23 protein-coding genes and 5 tRNA genes are annotated in these 25,902 nt (G+C 62.7%); 3 read left to right on the forward strand and 25 right to left on the reverse strand.

Features of this window, described 5'->3' with window-relative positions; all coding sequences use genetic code 11:
- Positions 1–169 precede the first annotated feature (169 nt).
- Positions 170–1,168, reverse strand: a complete 999-nt coding sequence (locus tag KSS94_RS19425; RefSeq protein WP_217839701.1) for a sensor domain-containing diguanylate cyclase — start codon at positions 1,166–1,168, stop codon at positions 170–172.
- 220 nt (positions 1,169–1,388) lie between these two features.
- Here KSS94_RS19425 and KSS94_RS19430 point away from each other — a divergent pair, with 220 nt between their 5' ends.
- On the forward strand, positions 1,389–1,955 hold the full coding sequence (locus KSS94_RS19430) for a hypothetical protein (RefSeq protein WP_217839702.1): 567 nt from the start codon (positions 1,389–1,391) through the stop codon (positions 1,953–1,955).
- 60 nt (positions 1,956–2,015) lie between these two features.
- Here KSS94_RS19430 and KSS94_RS19435 read toward each other — a convergent pair whose 3' ends face one another.
- The 4 genes from KSS94_RS19435 to phnN all read right to left on the reverse strand — a co-directional run bounded on the left by KSS94_RS19435 (position 2,016) and on the right by phnN (position 4,722).
- Positions 2,016–2,738 (reverse strand): TylF/MycF/NovP-related O-methyltransferase, encoded by a 723-nt coding sequence (locus tag KSS94_RS19435; RefSeq protein ID WP_217839703.1) that lies wholly within the window; start codon positions 2,736–2,738, stop codon positions 2,016–2,018.
- Positions 2,735–3,601, reverse strand: coding sequence for a hypothetical protein (locus KSS94_RS19440; RefSeq protein ID WP_217839704.1), 867 nt, complete (start codon positions 3,599–3,601; stop codon positions 2,735–2,737). Before KSS94_RS19440 ends, KSS94_RS19435 begins: the two co-directional genes overlap by 4 nt.
- Before the next feature lie 312 nt (positions 3,602–3,913).
- Positions 3,914–3,985 (reverse strand) — tRNA-Arg (locus KSS94_RS19445).
- 95 nt (positions 3,986–4,080) lie between these two features.
- A complete protein-coding gene (phnN, locus tag KSS94_RS19450) occupies positions 4,081–4,722 on the reverse strand; it encodes a phosphonate metabolism protein/1,5-bisphosphokinase (PRPP-forming) PhnN (protein WP_217839705.1) in 642 nt (213 codons plus the stop codon).
- A gap of 346 nt (positions 4,723–5,068) precedes the next feature.
- On the opposite strand from phnN, the gene KSS94_RS19455 reads away from it, so the two are divergent.
- Entirely contained in the window at positions 5,069–5,395 is a 327-nt protein-coding gene (locus KSS94_RS19455; protein WP_003254499.1) for an Arc family DNA-binding protein, read from the forward strand.
- A gap of 255 nt (positions 5,396–5,650) precedes the next feature.
- On the opposite strand, the gene mgtE is transcribed toward KSS94_RS19455, so the two are convergent.
- The 8 genes from mgtE to alaS all read right to left on the reverse strand — a co-directional run bounded on the left by mgtE (position 5,651) and on the right by alaS (position 12,456).
- Complete coding sequence (mgtE, locus tag KSS94_RS19460; protein ID WP_217839706.1) at positions 5,651–7,093, reverse strand: magnesium transporter; 1,443 nt, start codon at positions 7,091–7,093, stop codon at positions 5,651–5,653.
- Between the two features lie 378 nt (positions 7,094–7,471).
- A tRNA-Arg gene (locus KSS94_RS19465) sits at positions 7,472–7,548 on the reverse strand.
- Positions 7,549–7,619: 71 nt separating this feature from the next.
- Positions 7,620–7,696, reverse strand: a tRNA-Arg gene (locus tag KSS94_RS19470).
- Between the two features lie 72 nt (positions 7,697–7,768).
- Positions 7,769–7,845: transfer RNA gene (locus tag KSS94_RS19475), tRNA-Arg, on the reverse strand.
- Between the two features lie 106 nt (positions 7,846–7,951).
- Positions 7,952–8,042 (reverse strand) — tRNA-Ser (locus tag KSS94_RS19480).
- A 72-nt stretch (positions 8,043–8,114) separates the two neighbouring features.
- Positions 8,115–8,303, reverse strand: coding sequence for a carbon storage regulator CsrA (gene csrA, locus KSS94_RS19485; protein WP_003254503.1), 189 nt, complete (start codon positions 8,301–8,303; stop codon positions 8,115–8,117).
- Between the two features lie 211 nt (positions 8,304–8,514).
- On the reverse strand, positions 8,515–9,750 hold the full coding sequence (locus tag KSS94_RS19490; protein WP_217839707.1) for an aspartate kinase: 1,236 nt from the start codon (positions 9,748–9,750) through the stop codon (positions 8,515–8,517).
- Between the two features lie 81 nt (positions 9,751–9,831).
- The gene (gene alaS, locus KSS94_RS19495) at positions 9,832–12,456 is read right to left on the reverse strand and encodes an alanine--tRNA ligase (RefSeq protein WP_217839708.1); all 2,625 of its coding nucleotides are present in this window, start codon (positions 12,454–12,456) and stop codon (positions 9,832–9,834) included.
- Positions 12,457–12,983: 527 nt separating this feature from the next.
- Here alaS and KSS94_RS19500 point away from each other — a divergent pair.
- Positions 12,984–13,787 carry a M91 family zinc metallopeptidase gene (locus KSS94_RS19500; RefSeq protein WP_217839709.1) on the forward strand — a complete coding sequence of 268 codons (804 nt, stop codon included), beginning with the start codon at positions 12,984–12,986 and terminating at the stop codon, positions 13,785–13,787.
- 6 nt (positions 13,788–13,793) lie between these two features.
- Here KSS94_RS19500 and astE read toward each other — a convergent pair whose 3' ends face one another.
- The 12 genes from astE to KSS94_RS19560 form a co-directional block, all read right to left on the reverse strand.
- On the reverse strand, positions 13,794–14,801 hold the full coding sequence (astE, locus tag KSS94_RS19505) for a succinylglutamate desuccinylase (protein ID WP_217839710.1): 1,008 nt from the start codon (positions 14,799–14,801) through the stop codon (positions 13,794–13,796).
- Between the two features lie 10 nt (positions 14,802–14,811).
- Entirely contained in the window at positions 14,812–15,102 is a 291-nt protein-coding gene (locus KSS94_RS19510) for a topoisomerase II (RefSeq protein WP_217839711.1), read from the reverse strand.
- 16 nt (positions 15,103–15,118) lie between these two features.
- A complete protein-coding gene (gene astB, locus KSS94_RS19515) occupies positions 15,119–16,468 on the reverse strand; it encodes an N-succinylarginine dihydrolase (RefSeq protein WP_217839712.1) in 1,350 nt (449 codons plus the stop codon).
- A gap of 23 nt (positions 16,469–16,491) precedes the next feature.
- Positions 16,492–17,955, reverse strand: a complete 1,464-nt coding sequence (gene astD, locus KSS94_RS19520; RefSeq protein WP_217839713.1) for a succinylglutamate-semialdehyde dehydrogenase — start codon at positions 17,953–17,955, stop codon at positions 16,492–16,494.
- Positions 17,956–18,984: an arginine N-succinyltransferase gene (astA, locus tag KSS94_RS19525; RefSeq protein ID WP_217839714.1), complete on the reverse strand. Its 1,029-nt coding sequence runs from the start codon at positions 18,982–18,984 to the stop codon at positions 17,956–17,958. It abuts the gene before it with no gap.
- A 69-nt stretch (positions 18,985–19,053) separates the two neighbouring features.
- Positions 19,054–20,073, reverse strand: a complete 1,020-nt coding sequence (aruF, locus tag KSS94_RS19530; RefSeq protein ID WP_217839715.1) for an arginine/ornithine succinyltransferase subunit alpha — start codon at positions 20,071–20,073, stop codon at positions 19,054–19,056.
- Between the two features lie 137 nt (positions 20,074–20,210).
- Entirely contained in the window at positions 20,211–21,431 is a 1,221-nt protein-coding gene (locus KSS94_RS19535; RefSeq protein WP_217839716.1) for an aspartate aminotransferase family protein, read from the reverse strand.
- Between the two features lie 338 nt (positions 21,432–21,769).
- Positions 21,770–22,750, reverse strand: a complete 981-nt coding sequence (argR, locus tag KSS94_RS19540) for a transcriptional regulator ArgR (RefSeq protein ID WP_217839717.1) — start codon at positions 22,748–22,750, stop codon at positions 21,770–21,772.
- A gap of 103 nt (positions 22,751–22,853) precedes the next feature.
- Positions 22,854–23,618, reverse strand: coding sequence for an ABC transporter ATP-binding protein (locus KSS94_RS19545; RefSeq protein ID WP_217839718.1), 765 nt, complete (start codon positions 23,616–23,618; stop codon positions 22,854–22,856).
- A 22-nt stretch (positions 23,619–23,640) separates the two neighbouring features.
- On the reverse strand, positions 23,641–24,339 hold the full coding sequence (locus tag KSS94_RS19550; RefSeq protein WP_217839719.1) for an ABC transporter permease: 699 nt from the start codon (positions 24,337–24,339) through the stop codon (positions 23,641–23,643).
- Positions 24,336–25,025 carry an ABC transporter permease gene (locus KSS94_RS19555; RefSeq protein WP_217839720.1) on the reverse strand — a complete coding sequence of 230 codons (690 nt, stop codon included), beginning with the start codon at positions 25,023–25,025 and terminating at the stop codon, positions 24,336–24,338. The genes KSS94_RS19550 and KSS94_RS19555 overlap by 4 nt, the downstream gene beginning before the upstream one ends.
- Positions 25,026–25,116: 91 nt before the next feature.
- On the reverse strand, positions 25,117–25,902 hold the full coding sequence (locus KSS94_RS19560; RefSeq protein ID WP_217839721.1) for an ABC transporter substrate-binding protein: 786 nt from the start codon (positions 25,900–25,902) through the stop codon (positions 25,117–25,119).

The raw sequence follows: 25,902 nt of genomic DNA on the forward strand, positions 1-25,902 counted from the left end.
ACAGGACACTCGGTACTGAAGCGGCGAGAGCCGATTTGGCCCGCGACGTTACCAGACGTCGCGGGCATTTTTTTGCGTGCAGATCTTGAGCGCCTGTACCGGCCCTATCGCCGGCAAGCCGGCTCCTACACAGATCGCGCTGTGCCTGTAGGGGCCGGTACAGGCATGGTTACTCGGCGACGATGTTCTTACCCGCCGCCTTGGCCCGGTACAGCGCCTGGTCGGCGCGGGCCAAGAGGCCTTGCTGGTTCTCGCCATCGCACCATTGCACCACCCCGTAGCTCATGGTCAGCCGGCAATCGCCCACCGGCTCAAGGCCGGCCAGGCCCTGGCGGATGCGCTGGGCCATGTCGCAGGCCTCGTCGAGCAAGGTGCCCGGCAGCACCACGGCAAACTCATCGCCGCCCCAGCGTGCCAGCAAATCCTGCGGGCGCAGGCACTGGCGAACGCGCTCGGTCACCTCGATCAGCACCGCATCGCCACGCGCATGGCCGTGCAGGTCGTTGATCGGCTTGAAGTCGTCCAGGTCCATGGCAATCAGTGCCAATGGCTCACGAAAACGCCTGGCCCGCTCGCACTCCTGCTGCAGGGTCTTTTCCAGGTGGTAGCGGTTGGCGGTGCGGGTCAGCGCGTCGCGCTCGGCCAGTAGGCGGTTCTCGTCCAGCTGGCGCTGCAACTGCTGGTTGACCCACGAAAGCTCGCGGGTACGTTCGGCTACCAGGCTTTCCAGCGACTGGTTGCGTAGCTCAAGCTCGGCCACCAGGCGCTTGCCGGCGTCGATGTTGCGGTGGGCACCCAGCATGCGCGCCACCGAGCCATCCTCGTTGCGCGCAATGACGTGGCCGCTATCCTCGACCCACAGATAGCTGCCGTCCTGGCACAGGCAGCGGTATTCGATGCGGTAGCGCTCGTTGCGCTGCTCGATGTAGGCCTCGAAATGCGCCATCACCCGTGGGTAGTCCTCGGGGTGGATCACGCTCTCCCAAGTGAGCACCGAATTGTCCTTGGAGTGGCTGGCGTAGCCCAGCATCCGGTACCAACCGGGGTTGCGGTAGACATAGCCGGTATTGGCGTTCCAGTCCCAGATACCGTCGCTGACCAGATCGAACAAAGTGTGCAGTTGCTGCTCGGTGAAACCGGTCGGTACCGGCTTGGATGCCTGACTCATGGACGCTCCTGTCGTTGCCCAGCAACTGCGCCCCGCTCTCAAGGCTGCCGATGTTCATCAGAATTGCCGCAGGCGGCAACCCTGTTCCCCTGATGGGCAAGCATATGCCCAGCGCAGCGCTACCGGAATAGCTAAACAGGGCTATTTCAACGGTCTTGCGACCGCTGGCACAGCTTTTGCCACTTTGCTGGCGCCAATCGATTCTTCCAGGAGGACAACCATGGTTATCGCATTGAACGGGCTGGGCTGGCAGACAGCCGTCCAGCAGCACAATCGCACCAACAACGAACAGGCCCTGAGCCAGTTCGTGCCGGTACGCCAGGTGGCGGCCACCCGCGACACGGCCGCGCAGCAGAACAGCCAGGGCAGCACCTCGCAGCAGAGCAGCGAAGACAACCAGAAAGAGGCCTTTGCCAAGCTGCTGGTGATGCTGCAGAACCCGGACAGCGCCGCACGCCAGCAGGCCAGCGTCGGTAAACAGGAGCAAAGCAGCGCAGCCCAGGACTTCCATGACTACATGGCCAAGTCGCCGGAGGAGAAGATCAAGGAGAAAATGCTGCAGGAACTGGGGCTGACCGAGGACGAATACCAGGCCCTGCCGCCAGAGCAGAAAGCCGCGATCGACGACCAGATCGCCCAGCGCATGAAAGAGGATGTAGAGCTCAAGACTCAGGCCAAGCTGCAGCAGGCGCAGCAGACCCAACAGGCGCAACAGGTCAGCGGTGGTCTGGCGGTAGCCGCCTCGGGGGCCGAGGACAGCGAGAAGCAGAAAGCTGCAGAGCTTTGAGCGGCAAACCTGCGGCCGGCATGCAGGGGCCGCATTGCCCCTGCATGCCGGCGCTGCGCATCAGACGCGGAAGTAGCCCACGGTCGAATCGAACGGCAGGCGCTTGAGCTCGACCTTGTTCAGGTCCAGCACATCACGCAGCGCCTGGGTTTCGCCCGGGAAGTTGCGATAGGCCACTTCGTCCAGCACCACGATCGCGCCCTTGGGCATATAGGGCAGGAAGGTTTCCAGCGCCACCTTGGTCGACTTGTACAGGTCGGTATCGAGGATCAGCATCGCCACCACCAGGTCGGGGCGGGTCTTGACGAAGGCCGGCACGGTTTCGAGGATGTCGCCCTTGACGATCTCGCAGCGCGGGATGCGGTTAACCGGACGGATCAGGTCGTTGGCATCGATCATGTCCTGGATCAGGGTTTCATCGGTGTCGGAGAACATGTTCTCGTTGATGTCGGCAGGGTCCTGCTCGGCATCGATGCTGGCAAAACCGCCAAAAGTGTCGAAACCGATGATCGAACGGTTGATCGCGTAGGGCTCCAGGATCATCGACAGTTGCATGTACAGCATCAGCGAGTTGCCCTTGTAAACACCGCATTCAACGATGGCGCCCGGCACATCCTGGACCATCTTGAACAGCTCGATGCGCGACAGCGCGGCGGTCACGGCGATACGGTTGGCAAACACGAACGGCGCATCGGCCACGTATTGGGCATCGACACGGCTCAGCACGCTGGCGCGCTTTTCGTTGTACTCGACCTCGGCAGCAGTCAGGCGACGCTTGGTCATGGGTTAACTCCCTGGAATTGCGAAAAGTCGCTGGCATTGAAATAGTCTTTGAAGCCGGCTTCTGGGTCCGAACAGCCGTTGTCGACGTTTGGTGCGCCGCGCTTGTGCAGCAAGTCTTGCAGGTGGATCAGGCGAAAGTCCACGCTGAAACGCACCTTGTCGGTGAAGTTGGCCACGGTGCCATGTAGGTGGGAGCCGGAGAAGATCAGGATCTCGCCACTGTTGCCCGCCACCCGCAGCTCGGCGCTGGTGTCGATGTCTTCCAGCGGCACCGGGTGCACCCGGGTCTCTTCGGTGATGTTCTGCGCCGCTGCGAAACGCTGCGAGTTGATCCAGTGCTCCAGGCTCCAGTCGCCGGAGCTGTTCTGCACCGGGCGGTCGAAGTAGGCCGGGTTGATCATCATGGTCTGCTCGGGCTCGATGCTGTACACCGGCATCCAGGTGTTGACCTGGCTTTCGACGCCGCCATACCAGGTGTCGCGGTGCGGCTTGTAGGCGTAGCTCACGCCAGCATGCAGGTAGTCGTAGTTGGGCACCACCCGCACCCGCGGCACGTCGAAAATGTATTCGTTGAGATTTGCGCCGATTTCAAGCAGGAAATCGCGGATCAGTTCCTTGGCTTCGGGGCCGTTGGTGAACTGGCGCTTGAGCGCGGTGACGCGTTCGACGAAGGTTTCCACCGGCATCATCTTGTGCAGCGACTGGTGGTCGGTTTCGCCGTCGAAGGCGGCGGTGATGCTCTGCCGGGCCAGGGCGCACAGCTCGTGTGCATTGGCAAGGCCGGTTTCGAGGAAGATGTCGCCCTTGAACAGCGAGCCCCGGAAGTCCGGCTTGTTTTTCACCTGGTTGACATAAAAATTCATACTTGCCCCTTCAGAACCCGTTGTGACCAATGCCCGCCACGGGCTGCAGCGACCGGCAGCGTGGCATGAATTGAAGTGAACGCAAGGCGACGCGCTCTGCCTCTGCGGGCAGGTACTCCAACCATTGGCGGTACGGATGCATGCCCCGTACCCAGTGACCAAGAGATCGGCATGCTGACAGGAAACTTTAAGCGGCGCGCGTACCGGCGATCAGTATCTGACGGCTGCGGTGCGGGGGGGCGAGGCGTCGGGTAGGCAACCGGGATGCAACGCTTGAAATGCAGAGATTCAGCCGGTGAATCGGGGGGGATGCGCTCCCTGCTGGAGTCGAACCAGCATCTAACCCTTAGGAGGGGCTTATTCTATCCATTGAACTAAGGGAGCAAAGAGGCGCCATGTTGCTATGTAGAGGGCCAACGAGCAAGCTTTTTCTAGGTAATCATTGGCTTACAGGCATGTAGCTCGCCACGGCATAAAACTTAGTCGTGCGCCTTGCCGGTTGTCTTGTCGCCAACGGCGAATGCTCCCGTAGCCTTATTCCCAAGCAGGCCTTGCTCGCGCAAAAGCCCGAGCAAGGCCTGCACTGTCGCCTCAAGCGACGTTGAGTTGTCCAGCACATGCACGTCGGCATCATAGGCCGGCAAGGCAGTGTTGCGCGCAAGGCGCTGCTCGATCTCGTCATTGCTCTCGCGCCCCCGCGCCAACAGCCGCGCACGCAAGGCCTGCGTCGACACCTTAAGGCCTACGGCCAACAAGCCAGGGTACTGCCGACGCGCTTCTGCCAGGTGGCCGCGAGAGCCGTTGACCAGCACCGCAGTGCCGCCGGCGAGCCAGCTATCCACCTGGGCAGGAATGCCATAGCACAGGCCATTGGCCTGCCAGTGCAGGGCGAACTCGCCTGCGGCGCACATTGCCTCGAACTGTTCGCGACTCACGCTGTGGGCGGCCTCGCCCCTGGCTTCGGCAGAGCGGGTAATCACCCGCCGGGCGATTTCGATGCCACCGGCGTGCAGTTCGCCACGGACTGCATCGATGAGGGAATCTTTTCCCGAGCCAGACGGTCCGATCAGGAAGATCAGCCGGGACGGTGAAGGCAATGTGCCGCTTGCGTCATGTTGCATAGCCACTATGCTCAATGTGAGGGAAGCCGGCGCATTCTAGGCTTTTTCCTTTGCCTTTGCCGCCAGTTATCAGATTTTGACGACAAAGGTCTGACGTCGGTGCAGTTGGATGAAGGTTAAACTTTTCAAACCAGTGCGCATTTCTGATAATTGGTACTGGCATAAAGCCTTTATCCGGATCACTATTTGTCACAGAATTGACGCCAAGGAAACGGCGACGTTGAGGCAAGATGAAAAACCAAAATCAAACGACGGTTGAACATTTTGTCGTCGCCGCGGTCGTACCACCACCGTGCGGCCAATTTGATAACCGCTTCCCCTGAACCAGAACAACCGGTCAATTTATATGCGCCCAATGAAACAGGCTATCTATTCGAGCCGCACTGCTGACAAGTTCGTCGTCCGCCTGCCAGACGGGATGCGTGAGCGCATTGCCGAGGTAGCGCGCAACCATCACCGCAGCATGAACTCCGAAATCATCGCGCGCCTGGAGCAGAGCCTTATCCAGGAAGGCGCGCTGGGTGACGAGCTGAGCATGCGCCTGGACAGCCCAGAGCTGAGCTTGCACGAGCGTGAGCTGCTGCAGCGCTTCCGCCAATTGTCCCACCGCCAGCAGAACGCGCTGGTGGCCCTCATCGCTCACGATGTGGAAATGGCCGCAGACGCGTCCTGATCGCGCTTTACCGCCGCACACGAAAAAGCCAGCGCAAGCTGGCTTTTTTGTGGGCGCTGCACTCTGCCTTGGCTTGTGCAGGAGCGGGTTCAGCGAAGTGCAGGACCTGCGCGAAGCAGACGACGCGGTGCCTGGCACCGGCTGCGCCGGTGATCGCGGGCAAGCCCGCTCCTACAGGGATCGCATAGCCTTCAAACCTGCGCCGCACCTGTAGGAGCCGGCTTGCCGGCGATGAGGCCGGCTGCGCCGACAGGTTCAGAGCAGGAACAGCGTGGCCAGGCCGAGGAAGATGAAGAAGCCGCCGCTGTCGGTCACCGCGGTGATCATCACACTGGAGCCCATGGCCGGATCGCGGCCCAGGCGGGTCAGGGTCATCGGGATCAGCACGCCCATCAAGGCGGCCAGCAACAGGTTGAGGGTCATGGCCGCGGTCATCACCAAACCCAGCGACCAGCTGCCATAAAGCCAGAACGCCACTGCACCGATCACCCCACCCCAGATCAGGCCATTGAGCAAGGACACCGCCAGCTCCTTGCGCATCAGGCGGCTGGTGTTGCCCGGCGACACCTGGTCCAGGGCCATGGCCCGCACGATCATGGTGATGGTCTGGTTACCCGAGTTGCCGCCAATACCGGCCACGATCGGCATCAGCGCGGCCAGGGCCACCAGTTTTTCGATGGAACCTTCAAACAGGCCGATCACCCGCGAAGCCAGGAACGCGGTGATCAGGTTGATTGCCAGCCACGCCCAACGGTTGCGCAGCGAGCGCCAGACCGAGGCGAAGATGTCTTCCTCTTCGCGCAAACCGGCCATGTTGAGCACTTCGCTTTCGCTCTCCTCGCGGATCAGGTCGACCATCTCGTCAATGGTCAAACGGCCAATCAGACGCCCGCTCTTGTCCACCACCGGCGCGGAAACCAGGTCATAGCGTTCAAAGGCCTGGGCAGCGTCGTAGGCATCTTCCTCGGGGTGGAATGCCACGGGGTCATTGGCCATGACCTCCGCAACCTTCTTGTCCGGGTCGTTGACCAGCAGCCGCTTGATCGGCAGCACACCCTTGAGAATGCCGTCGTAGTCGACCACGAACAGCTTGTCGGTGTGGTTGGGCAGCTCCTTGAGCCGGCGCAGGTAGCGCAGCACCGTCTCCAGGCTGACGTCTTCGCGGATGGTGACCATCTCGAAGTCCATCAGCGCACCGACCTGCTCCTCGTCGTAGCTCAGGGCCGAACGCACACGTTCGCGCTGCTGGGCATCGAGGCTTTCCATCAGCTCATGGACGACGTCACGCGGCAGCTCCGGCGCAAGGTCAGCGAGCTCGTCGGCATCCATCTCCTTGGCGGCGGCCAGCAGTTCGTGATCGTCCATGTCGGCGATCAGGGTCTGACGCACAGCGTCGGACACTTCCAGCAGGATGTCGCCATCGCGGTCCGAGCGCACCAGCTGCCAGACCGTCAGGCGGTCTTCCAGGGGCAAGGCTTCGAGGATGTAGGCGATGTCGGCAGGGTGCAGGTCGTCGAGCTTGCGTTGCAGCTCGACCAGGTTCTGGCGGTGGACGAGGTTTTCCACCAGGTCGTGGTGGTGACCTTCCTGGCGGTGCGTCAGGTCTTCGACCACGCGCTGGCGCTGCAGCAGTTCGATCACCTGAGCCAGGCGATCCTGCAGACTCTCTTGCGCTTTTTTTACTTCGATTTCAGTCATAGGCGTACTCCACTCCCAGCAGCGGAGCACGCCGGGAGAATCAATCAGGCAGATCTGTCTGGATGAAGCGTATTAACGAGTAACTACTGGGTAAGTCCATGGTGGGATTCCACAAGCCCCGGCGGGGCTGACGGGCGCAATCATACACGGTACAAGCTGCTGGATCGCTTAAATTTTTGGCCAGAACAATCGTTTGCGCGATAAAGCTATGACAACGCTCGAAGCCAACAGTGCGACGGCGCAGGCTTGTCAAAAAGCACATCGATTAGAAAAGGGACTGATTGCAGTCTAGCCATGGACGGCAAACCGATACGAGATACCGCACCCGAGCCGGAAAAGAAAAAGCCCGCTTATATGCATAAGCGGGCTTTTCAGGTATGGCGGACTCAGCAGGATTCGAACCTGCGACCGCTCGGTTCGTAGCCGAGTACTCTATCCAGCTGAGCTATGAGTCCGTGGTGGTATTTTTAGACCAGGTTACCACTGGTGGGTTGAAGCATCTTTGCAAGCAAAGCCACTTCAAAAGTGGCGGACTCAGCAGGATTCGAACCTGCGACCGCTCGGTTCGTAGCCGAGTACTCTATCCAGCTGAGCTATGAGTCCGTGGTTGGTATTTTTAGACCAGGTTACCACTGGTTATCTAAAGCAGCCTTGCAAACAAAGCCACTTCAAAAGTGGCGGACTCAGCAGGATTCGAACCTGCGACCGCTCGGTTCGTAGCCGAGTACTCTATCCAGCTGAGCTATGAGTCCGTGTCTTGCCGCGCATTATAGGTCGCTAAATCTTTTTATCAAGAACTTTTTCGTTTAATTTCAACGACTTAAGCTTTTGACCTTTTCCAGCGACCTACGCAAATAATGGCGGTGAAGGGGGGATTCGAACCCCCGATACCCTTATGAGGTATACTCCCTTAGCAGGGGAGCGCCTTCGGCCACTCGGCCACCTCACCGCAACACGAGGCGAATATTAAACACACCCTTCCTCGTTTGCAACCCTTTTTTTGAAAAAAACTTCAAAAAAATTAAAGGCTTGGCTCTTCATCCTTCTCTTTCTTGATCCGCAGGTAGATTTCCTCGCGGTGAACAGCCACTTCCTTGGGCGCGCTAACGCCAATACGCACCTGGTTGCCTTTGACGCCCAGCACCGTCACGGTGATCTCACCATCGCCAATGATCAGGCTCTCGGCGCACCGGCGAGTCAGAATCAACATACATTTCTCCTTAATGATCTTTCAGGGACAACAGTCTTGGGTAAAGCAGGGCCTTGCCGGGGACAACGGCAAGATCCCTTGGCTTTGCACGGAAGGCGCCTACGCGGCCTCTCGGGCAAGCCCTCAGGCTGTTGGAGGCACCTGGACAGGAGCGCTTCCAACAGCCAGAAACGCGAAGGGCGCGGCAAGCCGCGCCCCTCTGGGCAAGGTATTACTCGCTCTGTCGGGCGGGAGCGTCGAGCTCGAACGCGGTGTGCAGCGCACGAACGGCCAGCTCCAGGTACTTCTCTTCGATCACTACCGAAACCTTGATTTCGGAGGTGGAGATCATCTGGATGTTGATGCTCTCCTTGGCCAGGGCTTCGAACATGCGGCTGGCGACACCTGCGTGGGAACGCATGCCGACGCCGACGATGGAAACCTTGGCGATCTTGGTATCGCCGATCACTTCACGGGCGCCGATTTCGCGGGCGGTGTTTTCCAGCACGCTCAGCGCCTTCTCGTACTCGTTGCGGTGCACGGTGAAGGTGAAGTCGGTGGTGTTATCGTGCGAGACGTTCTGCACGATCATGTCCACTTCGATGTTCGAAGCGCTGATCGGGCCGAGGATCTTGAACGCAACGCCCGGGGTATCCGGCACGCCACGAATGGTCAGCTTGGCCTCATCACGGTTGAAGGCGATACCGGAAATGATCGGCTGTTCCATGGATTCCTCTTCATCGATGGTAATGAGGGTACCCGGACCCTCCTTGAAGCTGTGCAGCACGCGCAGCGGAACATTGTACTTTCCGGCGAACTCCACCGAACGGATCTGCAGCACCTTGGAACCGAGGCTGGCCATTTCCAGCATCTCTTCGAAGGTGATCTTCTCCAGGCGCTGAGCTTGCGGCACAACGCGCGGGTCGGTGGTGTAGACGCCGTCGACGTCGGTGTAAATCTGGCACTCGTCGGCCTTCAGCGCCGCCGCCAGGGCCACGCCGGTGGTGTCCGAGCCGCCACGGCCCAGGGTGGTGATGTTGCCCTGCTCGTCAACGCCCTGGAAACCTGCGACGACAACCACACGGCCAGCTTTCAAGTCGGCGCGGATCTTCTGGTCATCGATTTGCAGGATGCGCGCCTTGTTGTGCGCGCTGTCGGTGAGGATGCGCACCTGGTTGCCGGTGTACGACACCGCCTCCACGCCACGCTTCATCAGGGCCATGGCCAGCAGCGCGATGGTCACCTGTTCGCCGGTTGAAACGATCACGTCCAGCTCGCGTGGCTCCGGTTTGTCGGAGATCTGCTTGGCCAGGTCGATCAGGCGATTGGTTTCACCGCTCATGGCCGACAGCACAACCACCAGGTCGTCGCCCGACTCGCGGAATTTCTTGACCTTGTCGGCAACCTGCTCGATCCGCTCGATGGAACCGACAGAGGTACCGCCAAATTTCTGTACGATCAACGCCATTTCAAAGGTGCCTCGGCCCGCAAGGGGCCCCAAAAAACAATCCAACATGCGGGGCGGCGACTAGACCGCCGCCCCGGCATCTCAAAGTCCCTGCTCGGCGAACGGCACTGCCAGGGCCAGGGCGTTGTCCAGCGCGGCGACGTCAACGCCACCACCCTGGGCCATGTCCGGGCGGCCACCGCCCTTGCCACCGACCGCCGCAGCGGCTTGTTTCATCAGGTCGCCAGCCTTGAGTTGGCTGGAGAGGTCCTTGGTCACGCCAGCCACCAGCACGACCTTGCCCTCATGCTCGCTGCCCAGCAGGATCACTGCGTGGCCGAGCTTGTTCTTCAGCTGATCGACGAGCGCCAGCAGGGCCTTGCCATCCTGCCCGTCAAGGCGGGCGGCGAGAACCTTGGCACCCTTGACCTCAACGGCCGCATTGGAGAGATCATCCCCGGCGGCGCTGGCGGCCTTGGCCTGCAGCTGTTCCAGCTGCTTTTCCAGCTGGCGGTTGCGCTCGAGCACAGCCGACAGCTTGTCGATCAGGTTGTCACGGTTACCCTTGACCAGCTGCGCAGCTTCCTTGACCTGCTCTTCGGCAGCGTTCAGGTAAGCCAGCGCGGCCGCGCCGGTGACCGCTTCGATACGGCGCACGCCAGAGGCCACGCCGCCTTCGCTGATGATCTTGAACAGCGCGATGTCGCCGGTGCGCTTGGCGTGGATGCCACCGCACAGCTCCACCGAGAAATCACCGCCCATGCTCAGCACGCGCACGGTGTCGCCGTACTTCTCGCCGAACAGCGCCATGGCGCCCTTGGCCTTGGCGGTCTCGATGTCGGTCAGTTCGGTTTGTACCGGGGTATTGTTGCGCACTTCACGGTTGACGATGTCTTCCAGGGCCTTGATCTGCTCAGGCTTGACCGCCTCGAAGTGGCTGAAGTCGAAACGCAGACGCTGGCTATCGACCAGCGAGCCCTTCTGCTGCACGTGCTCGCCCAGTACCTGGCGCAGCGCTTCGTGCAGCAGGTGGGTTGCGGAGTGGTTCAGTGAGGTGGCGTGCTGCACGTCGGCATCGACCTTCGCGCCTACTGGCGAGCCGATCACCAGCGCACCGCTGGCAACCACGCCGTGGTGCAGGAAGGCGCCGCCGGTCTTGGTGGTGTCGCGCACGTCGAAGCGCGCGTTGCCGGCCTGCAGGTAGCCGGTGTCACCCACCTGGCCGCCGGATTCGGCGTAGAACGGGGTACGGTCCAACACCACCACGCCCTGCTCGCCTTCGCCCAGTTGGTCGACAGCCTGGCCTTCCTTGTACAGGGCGATGATCTTGCCCTGGCCTTCGGTGGCGTCGTAGCCGAGGAACTCGGTAGCGGTGTCGACCTTGACCAGGCTGTTGTAGTCCATGCCGAAGGCGCTGGCGGAACGGGCACGCTCGCGCTGGGCCTCCATTTCACGCTCGAAGCCGGCTTCGTCGATGGTCAGCTCGCGCTCACGGGCGATGTCGGCGGTCAGGTCCATGGGGAAGCCGTAGGTGTCGTACAGCTTGAACACCACGTCGCCCGGTACCACTTTGCCTTGCAGCTGGGCCAGGTCCTGCTCGAGGATGCGCAGGCCCTGCTCGAGGGTCTTGGCAAACTGCTCTTCTTCGGTTTTGAGCACGCGCTCGATATGCGCCTGCTGGCTTTTCAGCTCAGGGAAGGCTTCGCCCATTTCGTTGACCAGCGCCGCCACCACCTTGTGGAAGAAACTGCCGGTGGCGCCCAACTTGTTACCGTGACGGCAGGCGCGGCGAATGATGCGGCGCAGCACGTAGCCACGGCCTTCGTTGGACGGCAGCACGCCGTCGGCGATCAAAAAGCCGCAGGAACGGATGTGGTCGGCCACCACTTTGAGCGACGACTGCTCTTCGTTGCGGCAGCCAATGGCTTGCGCCGCAGCGTCCAGCAGGCTCTTGAACAGGTCGATCTCGTAGTTCGAGTGCACGTGCTGCATCACCGCACTGATGCGCTCAAGGCCCATGCCGGTGTCCACCGATGGGGCGGGCAGCGGGTGCAGGACGCCGTCGGCGGTGCGGTTGAACTGCATGAAGACGTTGTTCCAGATCTCGATGTAGCGGTCGCCGTCTTCTTCCGGCGAGCCGGGCGGGCCACCCCAGATGTCGGCGCCGTGATCATAGAAGATCTCGGTGCACGGGCCGCACGGGCCCGTGTCACCCATGGTCCAGAAGTTGTCGGAGGCGTATGGGGCGCCTTTGTTGTCGCCGATGCGCACCATGCGCTCGGCCGGCACGCCGACTTCCTTGGTCCAGATGTCGTAGGCTTCGTCGTCGCTGGCGTAGACGGTGACCCACAGCTTCTCTTTGGGCAGGTTCAGCCACTTGTCGGAGGTCAGGAAGGTCCAGGCGAAAGTGATGGCATCGCGCTTGAAATAGTCGCCGAAGCTGAAGTTGCCCAGCATCTCGAAGAAGGTGTGGTGACGGGCGGTGTAGCCGACGTTTTCCAGGTCGTTGTGCTTGCCGCCGGCGCGTACGCATTTCTGGCTGCTGACCGCGCGGGTGTAGGCGCGCTTTTCCTGGCCGAGGAAGCAGTCCTTGAACTGGTTCATGCCAGCGTTGGTGAACAGCAGGGTCGGGTCATTGCCCGGGATCAGGGAGCTGGAGGCTACGCGAGTGTGCCCTTGCTCTTCGAAGAAGCGAAGGAAGGCTTCACGGATTTCTGCGCTTTTCATAGGTTCTTCCACGGAAACGGCCGGCCCCTTTGGGCAAACTCGTCAGATCGACGAAACGACGGCAAAGGGCGCCATTATATCCAGCCTGAACGGCGGATGCAGTGTGTTTATAAGATAGAAACGGTCAATCGAAGGTGAAATGACCTTCATTCAGCCGGTCATATCCGCAGGCTATACAGTTCGCCGCGCCGGAACAACTGCACCGGCCTGCATTATGTACCGCCCAGTCCACCTGCATAGCTCCGAACATCGCCCCTCCATTGCCGGCAATACGGAGCAACACATGCCTACCAATCAGCCCGTCACACCCTTGCAACACGTCAGCACCGGCTCGTCCCCCCCAAGACCCCAACGACGACCACCCCCTGCCGTTTCAAGACCAGAATCTGCACCTGCAAGCGCTGCCCGGCAAGCTCCTGGCCAGGTCGCAACGCCAGCGCATAAGCCTGTATGCCCGGCGCAACAGGGACGGAGCTCACCTGCGCACCGAAAACCGTTGCTACTTCATCGCCCTAAGCGACAGGGACGTGCTGCACATCGTCACCAACGACGGCGACGACCAGGTCGAACTGAGCGGAGAAGGCTTTGCGACCGTCTATGCTGGCGACGGCAATGACCAAATCACCACAGCGATGCGCCGCGCGACAGTATTCGCCGGGCTAGGAGACGATCATGTTCGCTGCCATGGCGAAACAGTCGTGGATGCGTCCGGCGGCGTGAACCGGGTGGAAAGAACACCTTACCGCGACCATGTCTACGCCAACGACCAGACCCAGCTGATTGACAACAATTTTGATCGTGTTGAGGCCAGCGGCACTGGCCCGCACCCTGGCATACGCTCGATTACCATCAAGGGAACGCCCGAGTACCGTGACCTGGTGATCAACAACCTCGCCCTGCTGCTCGCCACCTCGACGGGCAGGGCGATGTTCCAAAGCCTGGACGCCAGCAATGCGCAGATAGTCATTGAGGACATCCCGGAACTGGACAACGGTCATTTCGACTTCGATCACTCGCAGGGCAACCCCCGCATTAGGGGCTCACAGCCCGGAGACAGGGTGCTGGCAGGCAAGATCGGCTTCAACCCTCTGGCCCAACGGCCCAACACACCAGCGGTGATAATCCTCTACCACGAACTGTGTCACGCCTGGAATCACATCAATGGCACCGTCATGCCAGACCATGAGAATCAGGTCACCGGCCTGTGGACCGCGAACACCTTCGACTTTGACGGTGACCCACACACACCGGCCAACCACACCAACCCTGACCCATTCAACGAGAATGCACTGCGCCGCGAACTGGGGTTGCCGCGACGCAACGTCTATTGAAAAGCGTCAGGACAAGCGCTGACCGCTGTCCGGCACGATGAGAATCCCCGCCCTTAGGCCGTTCTTGACCTTGGGGTTGGGGAAGATGATCCGCGCGCCCTCCTCCTCCACCACCCAGCGCATCTCGGCCAGGTCCTCTGCCAGCAGGTAGCCCTTGCTCAGCTCGGCGAAGTTCTCGATGTCCGCCGGCAGGTGCAGGTGGAAATGGTCGCTGTGCTTGATGATTTCGCGGGCCACGCTGAACAGCTTCAGGCCGTCGAGCGAGTCGCCGGTCTCAGGCTCGGTGCCTTCGATGATCTGGATGAGCCGTTCTTCGAGCTTGTCCAGATTGACCCCTTCGTTCTGCCCGAATGGCCGCGCCTTGCCCAGTTCGAGGGTGAAGGCCTCGGCCTCCAACTGTTCATAGGTAAAGGCACTGAAGGTGATCGAAGACTTGCTTTGCAGCAGCACCGCCTCCATCCCTGCCGCAGCCAGACGAGCCAGTTCACGCCGGGAGTGGGTGCGGCCCTCCTTGTAGGGGTACAAGGCGAACTGCTCGATCTTCGAGCCACGGATTGCGGTGTGCAGGTCGTAGTGCAGGCGGGTACGCTCGGGCTTGCTGAAAAATACCCGGGCAAATTGTTCGAGCTCCGCGGCGCGCAGCGCCTCGAAACCGCTGGAAAGCTCGTGGCGGCCATTGAACAGGCGGTTGATGTCCTGCTCGATGTAGCGCTCGCCCTTGCGAATCGCCGCCGGGTTGCCGAACAGGAACAACACTCGCGCCCTGGGCTTGATCTTGCCGTTGGCCACACCATGCAGCAGGCGTTCGAGCAGCTCGATCGGCGCTGTTTCGTTGCCATGGATGCCGGCGGACAGCAACAGGTCGAGGCCGCAATCCTCGCTTTCGGCCGGACGCACCTCGAGCGCGCCCTCCCCCAACCAGCGCAAACGCACGCCCCTGGGTGTCACTTGGGTCTTCTCGGCCGGTTCGTGATCGGTGAGGGTCAGCTCAAGCAGTTTGCCAAGGGCGAGCATAGGCGCTTCCTTAGTGGTGGTGGCCGCAGTCCGGGCCATGCACGTGGTCGTCATCTTCGCCGACTTCGGCCGGCTCCATTTCCAGCTGCAGGCTGACCAGGTTGGTGGCCATCGGGCGCAGCAGCAGGTTGGCGTACTCGGCGTCGCCTTCTTCGACATCCACACCAATCAGCAGCTGGCCGCGGCCGTCTTGCTGAATCCACACTTCCTTGCCTTGCCAGACCACGGCAAAGCGGGTGCAGGAGGTTTCCAGCTGGGTGCCGTCTTCATCTTCCAGGATCAGGCGCAGGGCGTCGGACATTGCAAAACTCTCTCTATCAAGGTTGGCGTTGGAACGGATACACCGAACCCAACTTGAGGATCTGGGTCAATTCATCCAGTGCGGTACGGCACTCTACCAGCAGTTGTGGGTCGGCCAGGTCCGCCTCGCCGAGGCGGTCGCGGTAGTGCTTGTCGACCCACTGCACCAAGGTGTCGTACAGCGAGGCGGTCATGATAACCCCTTGGTTGACCGCCGCCAGTTCCGATTCCTTCAGCGCCACGCGCAGGCGCAGGCAGGCAGGGCCGCCGCCGTTCTGCATGCTCTGCTTGAGGTCGAACACCTTGACCTCCTTCACCGGCCCGCCTTGGCTGGTCAGTTGCGACAGATAGGCCCATACGCGTTCGTTGTTGCGGCACTCCTCCGGCACCACCAGCAGCATCGAGCCGTCGTCGCGGCTGAGCAGTTGGCTGTTGAACAGGTAGGAGCGCACCGCGTCTTCCACCGTGACCGCCGCACGCGGTACGCAGATACCCTGGAAATTGCCACCCTTGCTGGCCAGTTTAGCCTGCAGTTGGCCAAGCACCGCGTCGGTATCGAGGAAGGCGTCCTCGTGGTAGAACAGCACCTCGCCGTTGCCCACCGAAATCACATCGTTGTGGAACACGCCCTGGTCGATCACCGCCGGGTTCTGCTGAGCGTAGACCACCCCGCCCTCGCTCAGGCCATGCAAGCGGGCTACCGCCTGCGAGGCCTCGAGGGTTTGCCGCGCCGGGTACTTCTGCGGCGCCGGGTAGCGGCTGTCGAAGGCGCTGCGGCCATAGACGAAAAACTCGACCCCGGCCTCACCATAGCTGCGGCAGAAACGGGTGTGGTTGGCCGCGCCCTCGTCACCGAACTGCGCCACCGCCGGCAGCGCCTGGTGGTGGGCAAACACCTGCTGGTCATTGAACATCGCCTGCAGCACACGGCTGGTGGTTGGGTGCTCGATGCTGCGGTGGTACTTGCAGTTGAGGTTGGCGGCAGTGAAATGCACACGCCCGTCTGCAGTGTCGGCACTGGGGCTGACGGTGGCGGCGTTGGCCACCCACATGCTCGAGGCCGAGCAACTGGCCACCAGCAGCGGCATGGCGTCTTTCGCCGCGCGCTGGATCACCTCGGCATCCGACCCGGTGAAGCCCAGGCGGCGCAGGGCGGCCACATCCGGGCGCTCCTGCGGCGCCAGCACGCCCTGCTGGAAGCCCATTTGCATCAGCGCCTTCATCTTGGCCAGGCCCTGGCGCGCCGCTTCACGGGGGTTGGAACCCTGCTGGCTGTTGCTCTGCGAGGCCACATTGCCGTACGACAGGCCGCCGTAGTTGTGGGTCGGCCCCACCAGGCCATCAAAATTCACTTCGTAGGATTTCATCGGCTAGGCTCCGAGACCTGTTGTTATAGGGTGACGCCCGGCGTCAGGGTCGCCGGCAATGCAAGGCTGGCGGTCTCCAGCGATGCCACGGGGTAAGCGCAGTAGTCGGCCGCATAATATGCGCTGGCGCGGTGGTTGCCACTGGCGCCCACGCCACCGAACGGCGCGCTGCTGGCGGCACCGGTCAGTTGCTTGTTCCAGTTGACGATGCCGGCGCGGCTGCGCAGCCAGAAGTGCTGGTAGCGGGCGTTGGAGTCCGACAGCAGCCCGGCGGCCAGGCCGTACTGGGTGTTGTTGGCCTCATTGATGGCGGCGTCGAAGTCGGCGTAGCGGATCACCTGCAGCAGCGGGCCGAAGAACTCTTCGTCCGGGCGCCCGGTAACAGCGGTCACATCGATGATGCCCGGGGTCAGCAAGGCGGCAGTGGCCTGGGGCTGGGTCATTTCCAGCAGCGCCACGGCGCCCTTGCCAAGCAACTCGCGCTGGGCCGCCAGCAGCGCCTGGGCAGCCTGCAGCGAGATCACCGAGCCCATGAACGGCGCCGGTTGCTGGTCGAAGGCACCCACGCTGAGGGTGCGGCTGACCTCGACCAGGCGCGCGATCAGCCGGTCACCCCAGGCACCTTGCGGCACCAGCAGGCGGCGGGCGCAGGTGCAGCGCTGGCCGGCCGAGATGAACGCCGACTGGATGATGGTGTACACCGCCGCGTCCAGGTCCTTGACCTCATCCACCACCAGCGGGTTGTTGCCCCCCATTTCCAGCGCGAGGATCTTGTCCGGGCGCCCGGCGAACTGCTGGTGCAGCAGGTTGCCGGTGCGGCTGGAGCCGGTAAAGAACAAGCCATCGATACCTGTATTGGCCGCCAGCGCCACGCCGGTTTCGCGGGCGCCCTGCACCAGGTTGAGTACCCCGGCCGGCAGCCCGGCCTCGGCCCAGCACTGCACCGTCAGTTCGGCAACTTTCGGCGTCAGCTCGCTGGGCTTGAACACCACGCAGTTGCCCGCCAGCAGCGCCGGCACGATATGCCCGTTGGGCAGGTGGCCGGGGAAGTTGTAGGGGCCGAACACCGCCACCACGCCATGGGGCTTGTGCCGCAGTACCGCCGTGGCATCGGCCAGCGGGCCGCTCTTCTCGCCAGTGCGTTCGCGGTAGCTCTGTACCGAGATCGCCACCTTGTTGACCATGCTGGTGACTTCGGTGGCCGACTCCCACAAAGGCTTGCCGGTTTCCTCACCGATGCAGTGCGCCAGCTCGTCAGCACGCGCCTTGAGTGTTCCGGCGAAGGCTTCCAGCACGCTGATCCGCGCTTCCAGGCTCAGTTGCGCCCAAGCCGGGAAGGCCTGGCGGGCAGCACTGACTGCCGCCTCCACCTGGCCGGCATCAGCACCCTGCCCTGCCCAGACCACCGCCTGGGTGACCGGGTTCAGCGACTGCAGTGCCTCACCTTTGCCTGCGAGCCATTGCCCTGCGATGTAATGCGTGGTCATTTATTGGGCCTCCCGGGCGGCTGTCAGCGGCACGGCGCGCACATTGTCGCCGGCCCCCATGCGCAGGCGCTTGGCGGTCAGCGGGTCGACCACCAGGGTGCCGGCCGCCAGGCGCGCGGGTGCTGCGGTGATGCGGCAGTCCTCGCGCTTGCGGTTGTGGATGATGTACGGGGTGGCGTCGTCGCCCGGCGTGCCCACCGCCAGCACCAGGGTCTCGCTGTCGCGCACCGCGCGGATCTTCGCGGTCTCGCACTCGATGGCCGGGCCTGCGTCGAAGATGTCGACAAACCCTTGGTAGTTGAAGCCCTCGCGCTTGAGCATCGCCAGCGCCGGCTCCGTGTCGCTGTGCACGCGGCCGATCACGCTGCGCGCAGCTTCGGACAGGAAGCAGGTGTACAGCGGGAACTTGGGCATCAGCTCGGCGATGAACGACTTGTTGCCCACCCCGGTGAGGTAGTCCGCCTGGCTGAACTCCATCTTGAAGAAGTGCCGGCCCAGGCTCTCCCAGAACGGCGAACGGCCCGCCGCATCAGACATGCCGCGCATCTCGGCGATGAGCTTCTTGCCGAACAGGTCAGGGAATTCGGCAATGAACAGCATGCGCGACTTCGACAGCAGGTGGCCGTTGCGCCCGCTGCGGTAGTCACTGCGCAGAAACAGCGAGCACAGCTCGGAGTTGCCGGTCAGGTCATTGGCCAAAAACAGCGTGGGGATTTCGCGGTAGATGTTCAGCTCTTGCGAGGCGCTGACGGTCAGGCCGACGCGGTAGTTGTACCAGGGCTCGCGCAGGCCGACGGCGCCAGCGATGGCACTGATGCCAACCACCAGGCCCTCGTCGTTTTCCAGCACGAACAGGTAGTCGGTATCGCCGCGCTCGGCTTCGCCACGGAAGCTCTTCTCGGCCCAGCCGACGCGCCGCGCCAGGCGCTCTTCGTTGGCCGGCAAGGTGGTCAGGCCGGTGGTGCCGGTGCTGCGGGCCAGTTCGATCAGCGCGGGTAAATCGCTGCTGCGTACGGGACGAACGATCATGCTATCTCCTTGTGCGGCGGGCCTGGCCTGCCGCGAAACTCACTGTTGCGACTCGCCTGCGGCGAACCCTCAGACCGCCACCAGGCGCACGCTGGCGCCTTCACCCACACCCAGCGCCTCGACAGCCTCGGTGCTCAGGCTGACCGGTTTGCCCGGCACCCAGTCCAGCTCCAGCAGCACCGCGCGGTAATCCTGCAACTGGCCGTTGCTCACCAGGTACGGGCGCCCGCCCTTGACCTGCGTGTCGTCGACTTTTACCGGCACCACGCGGCTCTGGGCGATCGAGCGGATGCTCGAGGCGCGCGCGTGCAGGGTCGGGCCGCCGTCGAAGATGTCGATGTAGTGCTCGGTCTCGAAGCCTTCGCGCATGAGGATGTCGAAGGTGATCTGCGCTCGCGGGTGCACCTGGCCCATGGCTTCCTGGGCGGCGTCGTCCAGCAGCGGCACGTAGATCGGGTAGTGCGGCATCAGTTCGGCGAGGAAGGTGCGGCTTTTCAGCCCGCACAGGCGCTCGGCGTCGGCGTAGTTGAGGTCGAAGAAGTTGCGCCCGATGGCATCCCAGAACGGCGACTCACCCTGCTCGTCGCTGTAGCCGACGATTTCGGTCACCACCGAATCGGCGAAGCGCTCCGGGTGCGCGGCCATGAACAGCAGGCGCCCGCGCGAGTTGAGCTCGGCCCAGCCGCTGTTCACCAGCTCCGGCAGCACGTAGAAACTGGTCAGCAGGCTGTTGCCGGTGAGGTCGTGGCACAGCGACAGCACGTGGATCTTGTTGTGGATCTTCAGCTCACGAGAGGCGTGCACGAAGGTCTCGTTACGAAAGCTGTAGAACGGCTCGGAATAGCCCGCCGAGGCGACGATGGCCGAGCAGCCGGCCAGCTTGCCGCTGGCGCTGTCCTCGAGCACGAAGAAGTAGCTCTCCTCGCCGTTGAAGCTCACTTCGGCGGCAAAAGAGGTTTCCGAGGCGGCGATCTTGTCGCCCAGACGGCCGGCGTCGTCCGGCAGCGAGGTGACACCAACGGGGCTGTCGGCAGCCATGCGCTGCACTTCGTTCAGATCCGCCATTTGCGCGGGGCGCATCACCAGCATGGTGTCACTCCTTTCGGGATAGCGTGCCGCTCACTTCGGCACGGAAAAACTGCGGGCACGCGCCACTACCTGCAAGCAGGTGCCCGCATTGGAATTCAGGTATCGCCGGCCCGTCGCGGGGCCGGCGAAAGGGCCGGTCAGGCCTTGGTCAGCTGCGCCACGGCGCGCTCGAAGCGGTCCAGGCCTTCGTCGATGTCGGCATCTTCGACGACAAGGCTCGGGGCGAAACGCACCACATCCGGGCCGGCTTGCAGCACCATCACGCCCTCTTTTTCAGCGGCGTTGAGCACGTCCTTGGCCTTGCCGACCCAGGCTTGGCTGAGCACGCAGCCGATCAGCAGGCCGACGCCACGCACCTGGGTGAACAGGCCGTACTGCTGGCCGATCTGCTCCAGGCGGGTCTTGAAGCGCTCGTGCTTGGCCTTGATGCCGGCCAGGGTCTCTGGGGTATTGATCACGTCCAGCACCGCGCAAGCCACCGCACAGCCCAGCGGGTTGCCGCCGTAGGTGGTGCCGTGGGTGCCGACGGCCAGGTGCTTGGCCAGCTCGCTGGTGGTCAGCATGGCACCGATCGGGAAGCCGCCGCCCAGGCTCTTGGCGCTGGTCAGGATGTCCGGGGTCACGCCGTAGTGCTGGTAGGCGTACAGCGAGCCGGTACGGCCAACGCCGGTCTGCACTTCGTCGAAGATCAGCAGGGCGTTGTGCTCGTCACACAGCTTGCGCGCGCCTTCCAGATACGCCTTGTCGGCAGGTACCACACCGCTCTCGCCCTGGATCGGCTCGATCACCACGGCGCAGGTCTTATCGGAAATTTGTGCTTTCAGCGCTTCCAGGTCGTTGTACGGCACGTGGCTGATGCCGGTGATCTTCGGGCCGAAACCGTCGGAGTACTTCGGCTGGCCACCAACACTGACGGTGAACAGGGTACGGCCGTGGAAGCTGTTCACGGTGGCGATGATTTCGTGCTTTTCAGCGCCGAAGCGGTCGTGGGCGACACGCCGGGCCAGCTTGAAGGCGGCCTCGTTGGATTCAGCGCCGGAGTTGCAGAAGAACGCGCGGTCGGCAAAGGTGGCGTCCACCAGCTTGTGGGCCAGGCGCAGGGCCGGCTCGTTGGTGAACACGTTAGAGACATGCCAGAGGGTGTTGGCCTGCTCGGTCAGCGCCTTGACCAGCGCCGGGTGGCAGTGGCCCAGGGCATTCACCGCGATGCCGCCGGCGAAGTCGATCAGCTCGCGGCCCGACTGGTCCCATACTCGGGAACCCTCGCCTCGCACAGGAATGAAGGCCGCCGGCGAATAGTTGGGGACCATCACCTGGTCGAAATCGGCACGTTGCACCGGGGCTTGCTCAACGGACATCTGAGTCTCCTGAAGAGGAACGCTGGCCTGGAAGTGGCGAGCGATGGGGGGATTGTAAGGACTGATCGGCGCCTGTCCTTGCTGCCAGGCGACAACTTGTTACAGCGCCAAACCCTGTTTTACCAAGGCTTTCGGCAATGCGACAAACACTGTCGCAATCGCGCAGTGTAAAGGTAGAGAGAGGCTGGGTGAACGGGTGTTCATTGTAGGAGCGGCCTTGTGCCGCGAAAGGGCTGCGCAGCAGCCCCGGCGGCCTCAGCCCAGGCACCAAAAAGTGGGCAGCCTTGCTGCCCTTTCGCGGCACAAGGCCGCTCCTACAGAGGATCTGCGTAAACCGCTCAGCCCTTTTCAGCCGGCGCCGAACTGAGCTCGAACGGGCTGCTGCTGCGCCGCTGGTTGCGGTCTTCACGCGGCGTGGCGCCGAAGAAATTGCGGTAGGCGCTGGAGAAATGCGGCCCGGAGGAGAACCCGCAGGACAAGCCGATCTGGATGATCGACTTGCTGGTCTGCATCAGCATCTGCCGCGCCTTGTTCAGGCGCAGCTCCAGGTAGTACTGGCTGGGGACGCGGTTCAGGTACTGCTTGAAGATGCGCTCCAACTGCCGGCGCGACACGCACACATGCTGGGCGATCTCGTCGGTGGTCAGCGGCTCTTCGATATTGGCCTCCATCAGCAGCACCGCCTGGGTCAGCTTGGGGTGGCTGGAGCCCAGGCGGTTCTGCAGCGGGATACGCTGGCGCTCGCCACCTTCGCGGATGCGCTCGACCACCAGCTCCTCCGACACCGCCCCGGCCAGCTCCGCACCGTGGTCGCGGGCCAGCACCGCCAGCAGCAGGTCGGTCACCGCCATGCCGCCACAGGCGGTCAGGCGATCCCGGTCCCAGTCGAACAGGTGGCTGGTGGCGATCACCTTGGGGAAGCGCTCGGCAAAGTCATCCTGCCAGCGCCAGTGCACGGCGGCGCGGTAGCCATCGAGCAGGCCGAGGGCCGCCAACGGGTACACCCCGGCCGACAGCCCGCCGATCATGCAGCCGCCGCGGGCCAGCTGCTTGAGCGCCGCAGACAGCGCCGAGCCCATTGCCGCTGGCGGCTCATCGGCCACCAGAAACAGCTTGTGGCAGCCTTCCAGGCGGCCGCTCCAGGCCTCGCCTGGGAGGCGCCAGGCGCCCTCCTGGCCCGCCTCGGCCTGCAAAAAGGCCAGTTCGTAGACCACGTCCGGATGCACCCGCTGGGCCACCAGCAACACCTCTTCCGCCAACGCCAGGGTCAGCGGCCGGGTGCCGGGCCAGATGAGAAAGCCGATTCGCTGGGTGGTCATAGGGCGTGGTCCAAAACCTTGGAAAGGATTGTTCGCAACTGCGGCACAGGCCATGCTGCGCGCGTTGCGCAGCATGCCCCATTCTGGTGCAAAAGTGCAGCCTTTACTTCAGGCTGCCAGAGAGGAACTGCTTGAGCCGTTCCGACTGCGGGTTGGCCAGCACTTCGCGCGGGCAACCGCGCTCTTCCACCAGGCCCTTGTGCAGGAACACCAGCTGGTTGGACACCTCGCGGGCAAAGCCCATCTCGTGGGTGACCACCACCATGGTGCGGCCTTCCTGGGCCAGCGACTGCATCACTTTGAGCACATCGCCCACCAGCTCCGGGTCCAGCGCCGAAGTGGGTTCGTCGAACAGCATCACCTCAGGCTCCATGGCCAGGGCCCGAGCAATCGCCACGCGCTGCTGCTCACCGCCGGACATATGCCCGGGGAAAGCGTCCATGCGATGCGAAACACCCACCTTGGCCAGGTAGTGCTGGGCCTTTTCCAGCGCCTCCTTCTTGTTCACACCCAGTACGTGCACCGGCGCCTCGATGACGTTCTCCAGCGCTGTCATGTGCGACCACAGGTTGAAGTGCTGGAACACCATCGACAGGCGCGAACGCATGCGCTGCAGCTGCTTGGGGTCGGCAGCCTTGAGCGCACCATCCTTGCCCGCCACCAGTCGCAGCTCTTCGTTGTTGAGGCTGATGCGGCCCGCATGGGGCTGCTCGAGCAGGTTGATGCAGCGCAGGAAGGTGGACTTGCCCGAACCACTGGAGCCGATGATGCTGATCACATCGCCCGCCCTGGCCTCGAGGGAGACGCCCTTGAGCACCTCGTGGCTGCCGTAGCGCTTGTGCAGGTCTTGGATTTGCAGTTTGTACATGCTGTCGGTTCTCACAGAGCGGTCAGTGCTTGCGCGGCGCCAGGTAGCCGAGCCAGCGGCGTTCGGCCAGCTTGAACAGGCGCACGAGGATGAAGGTCAGGCACAGGTAGAACACGCCCGCCGTGATGTAGGCCTCGAAAGGCAGGTAGTACTGGGCGTTGACCGTGCGCGCGGCACCGGTGATGTCGATCAGGGTGACGATCGAGGCCAGGCTGGTGGTCTGCAGCATCATGATCACTTCGTTGCTGTACTGCGGCAATGCGCGGCGCAGCGCCGAGGGCAGCAGGATGCGTCGGTACATTTTCATGCGCGACATGCCGATGGCCTTGGCCGCCTCGATCTCGCCATGGGGCGTGGCCTTGAGGCTGCCGGCGATGATCTCGGCGGTGTAGGCGCTGGTGTTGACGGCAAATGCCAGGCACGCACAGAAGGTCGCGCTGGACAGCAACGGCCACATGAAGCTCTCGCGCACCGCCTCGAACTGGGCCAGGCCATAGTAGATCAAGAACAGCTGCACCAGCATCGGCGTGCCGCGGATCACGTAGGTGTACAGCCAGGCAGTCATGTTCACCAGCGGCTGCTTGGACACTCGCATCAGGCCCAGCGGGACGGCCGCCAGCAGGCCGAAGAACAGCGACAGCGCCAGCAGCTTGAGGGTGGTCAGCAGGCCGCCGACATACAGCGGCATGGCCTCCCAGATGACGTTGTAGTCAAAGATCATAATTCAGCCACCTTGACGCCAACCGAGTAGCGCTTCTCGAGGTACTTCAGCGCCAGCAGCGAGACGCTGGTCAGCACCAGGTACAGTGCCGCCACCGCCAGGAAGAAGGTGAAAGGCTCGCGGGTGGCGTCGGCCGCCTGCTTGGCCTTGAACATCATGTCCTGCAGGCCCACCACCGAAATCAGTGCGGTGGCCTTGGTCAGCACCAGCCAGTTGTTGGTAAAACCCGGGATGGCCAGGCGGATCATCTGCGGCACCAGGATCCGGAAGAACACCTGCACGCCGCTCATGCCATAGGCCGCGCCGGCCTCGGCCTGGCCCTTGGGGATACCCAGGAAGGCGCCGCGGAAGGTTTCCGAAAGGTACGCCCCAAAGATGAAACCCAGGGTACCGATGCCGGCAGCCAGCGGGTTCAGGTCGATGTAGTCGTCGTAGCCGAGCAGCGGAGCCACCCGGTTGATGATGTCCTGGCCGCCGTAGAAGATCAGCAGGATCAGCACCAGGTCAGGGATGCCACGGATCACCGTGGAGTAAAGATCCCCCAGCCAGGCCAGCCAGCGTACCGGCGACAAGCGCAGCGCCACGCCGATCAGGCCGAGGACAATGGCCAGGGCCATCGACGACAGGGCGAGCTGCAGCGTCAGCCACGCCCCGTCGAGGATGACTGCCCCATAGCCTTTCAACATGATTCGGATTCCTCAGGGCTTGGGAATGAAAAATGGTGCAAACCTCAGAGCTTCTGCTGTTTGCACCATTGCACAGGTGAAACTCGAAGGTTTACTTCGAGTCTGGACCGTAGATGTCGAAGTTGAAGTACTTCTTCTCGATCTCTTTGTATTTGCCGTTGGCACGAATGGCGTCGATGGCCGCGTTGATGCGGTCGGCGTTGGCCTTGTCGCCCTTGCGCACGGCGATGCCGACGCCGTCACCGAAGTACTTCACGTCGGTGAACGACGGGCCGACGAAGGCAAAGCCCTTGCCGGCGTCGGTTTTCAGGAAACCGTCTTCGAGCAGGGTGGCATCGGCCACGGTGCCGTCCAGGCGCCCGGCAGCGACATCCAGGTAGATTTCGTTTTGAGTGCCGTAAGGCACCACGGTGGCGCCTTTCGGGGCCAGCACTTCCTTGGCGAAGCGGTCGTGGATCGAGCCACGCTGCACGCCGATCTTCTTGCCCTTGAGCTCATCCAGGCTGTCGCTGACCGCGGTGCCTTCCTTCATGACCAGGCGGGCCGGGGTCAGGTAGTAGCGCTTGGTGAAGTCGACGGACTTCTTGCGGTCTTCGGTGATCGACATGGACGACAGGATGGCGTCGATCTTGCGCACCTTCAGTGCCGGGATCAGGCCATCGAACTCTTGCTCGACCCAGGTGCACTTGGCCTTCATCTCTTCGCACAGGGCGTTGCCGATGTCGTAGTCGAAGCCGGCGATGCTGCCATCAGGCTGCTTGAAAGCGAACGGTGGGTAGGCAGCCTCGATACCGATCTTCAACGGTTTCTCATCGGCCTGCGATACCAGGGAAAACACGGAAAGCGCCAGGGCGCCAAGCAGTGCGAGCTTCTTCAT

Source organism: Pseudomonas fakonensis, assembly GCF_019139895.1.
Classification (GTDB): Bacteria; Pseudomonadota; Gammaproteobacteria; order Pseudomonadales; family Pseudomonadaceae; genus Aquipseudomonas; species Aquipseudomonas fakonensis.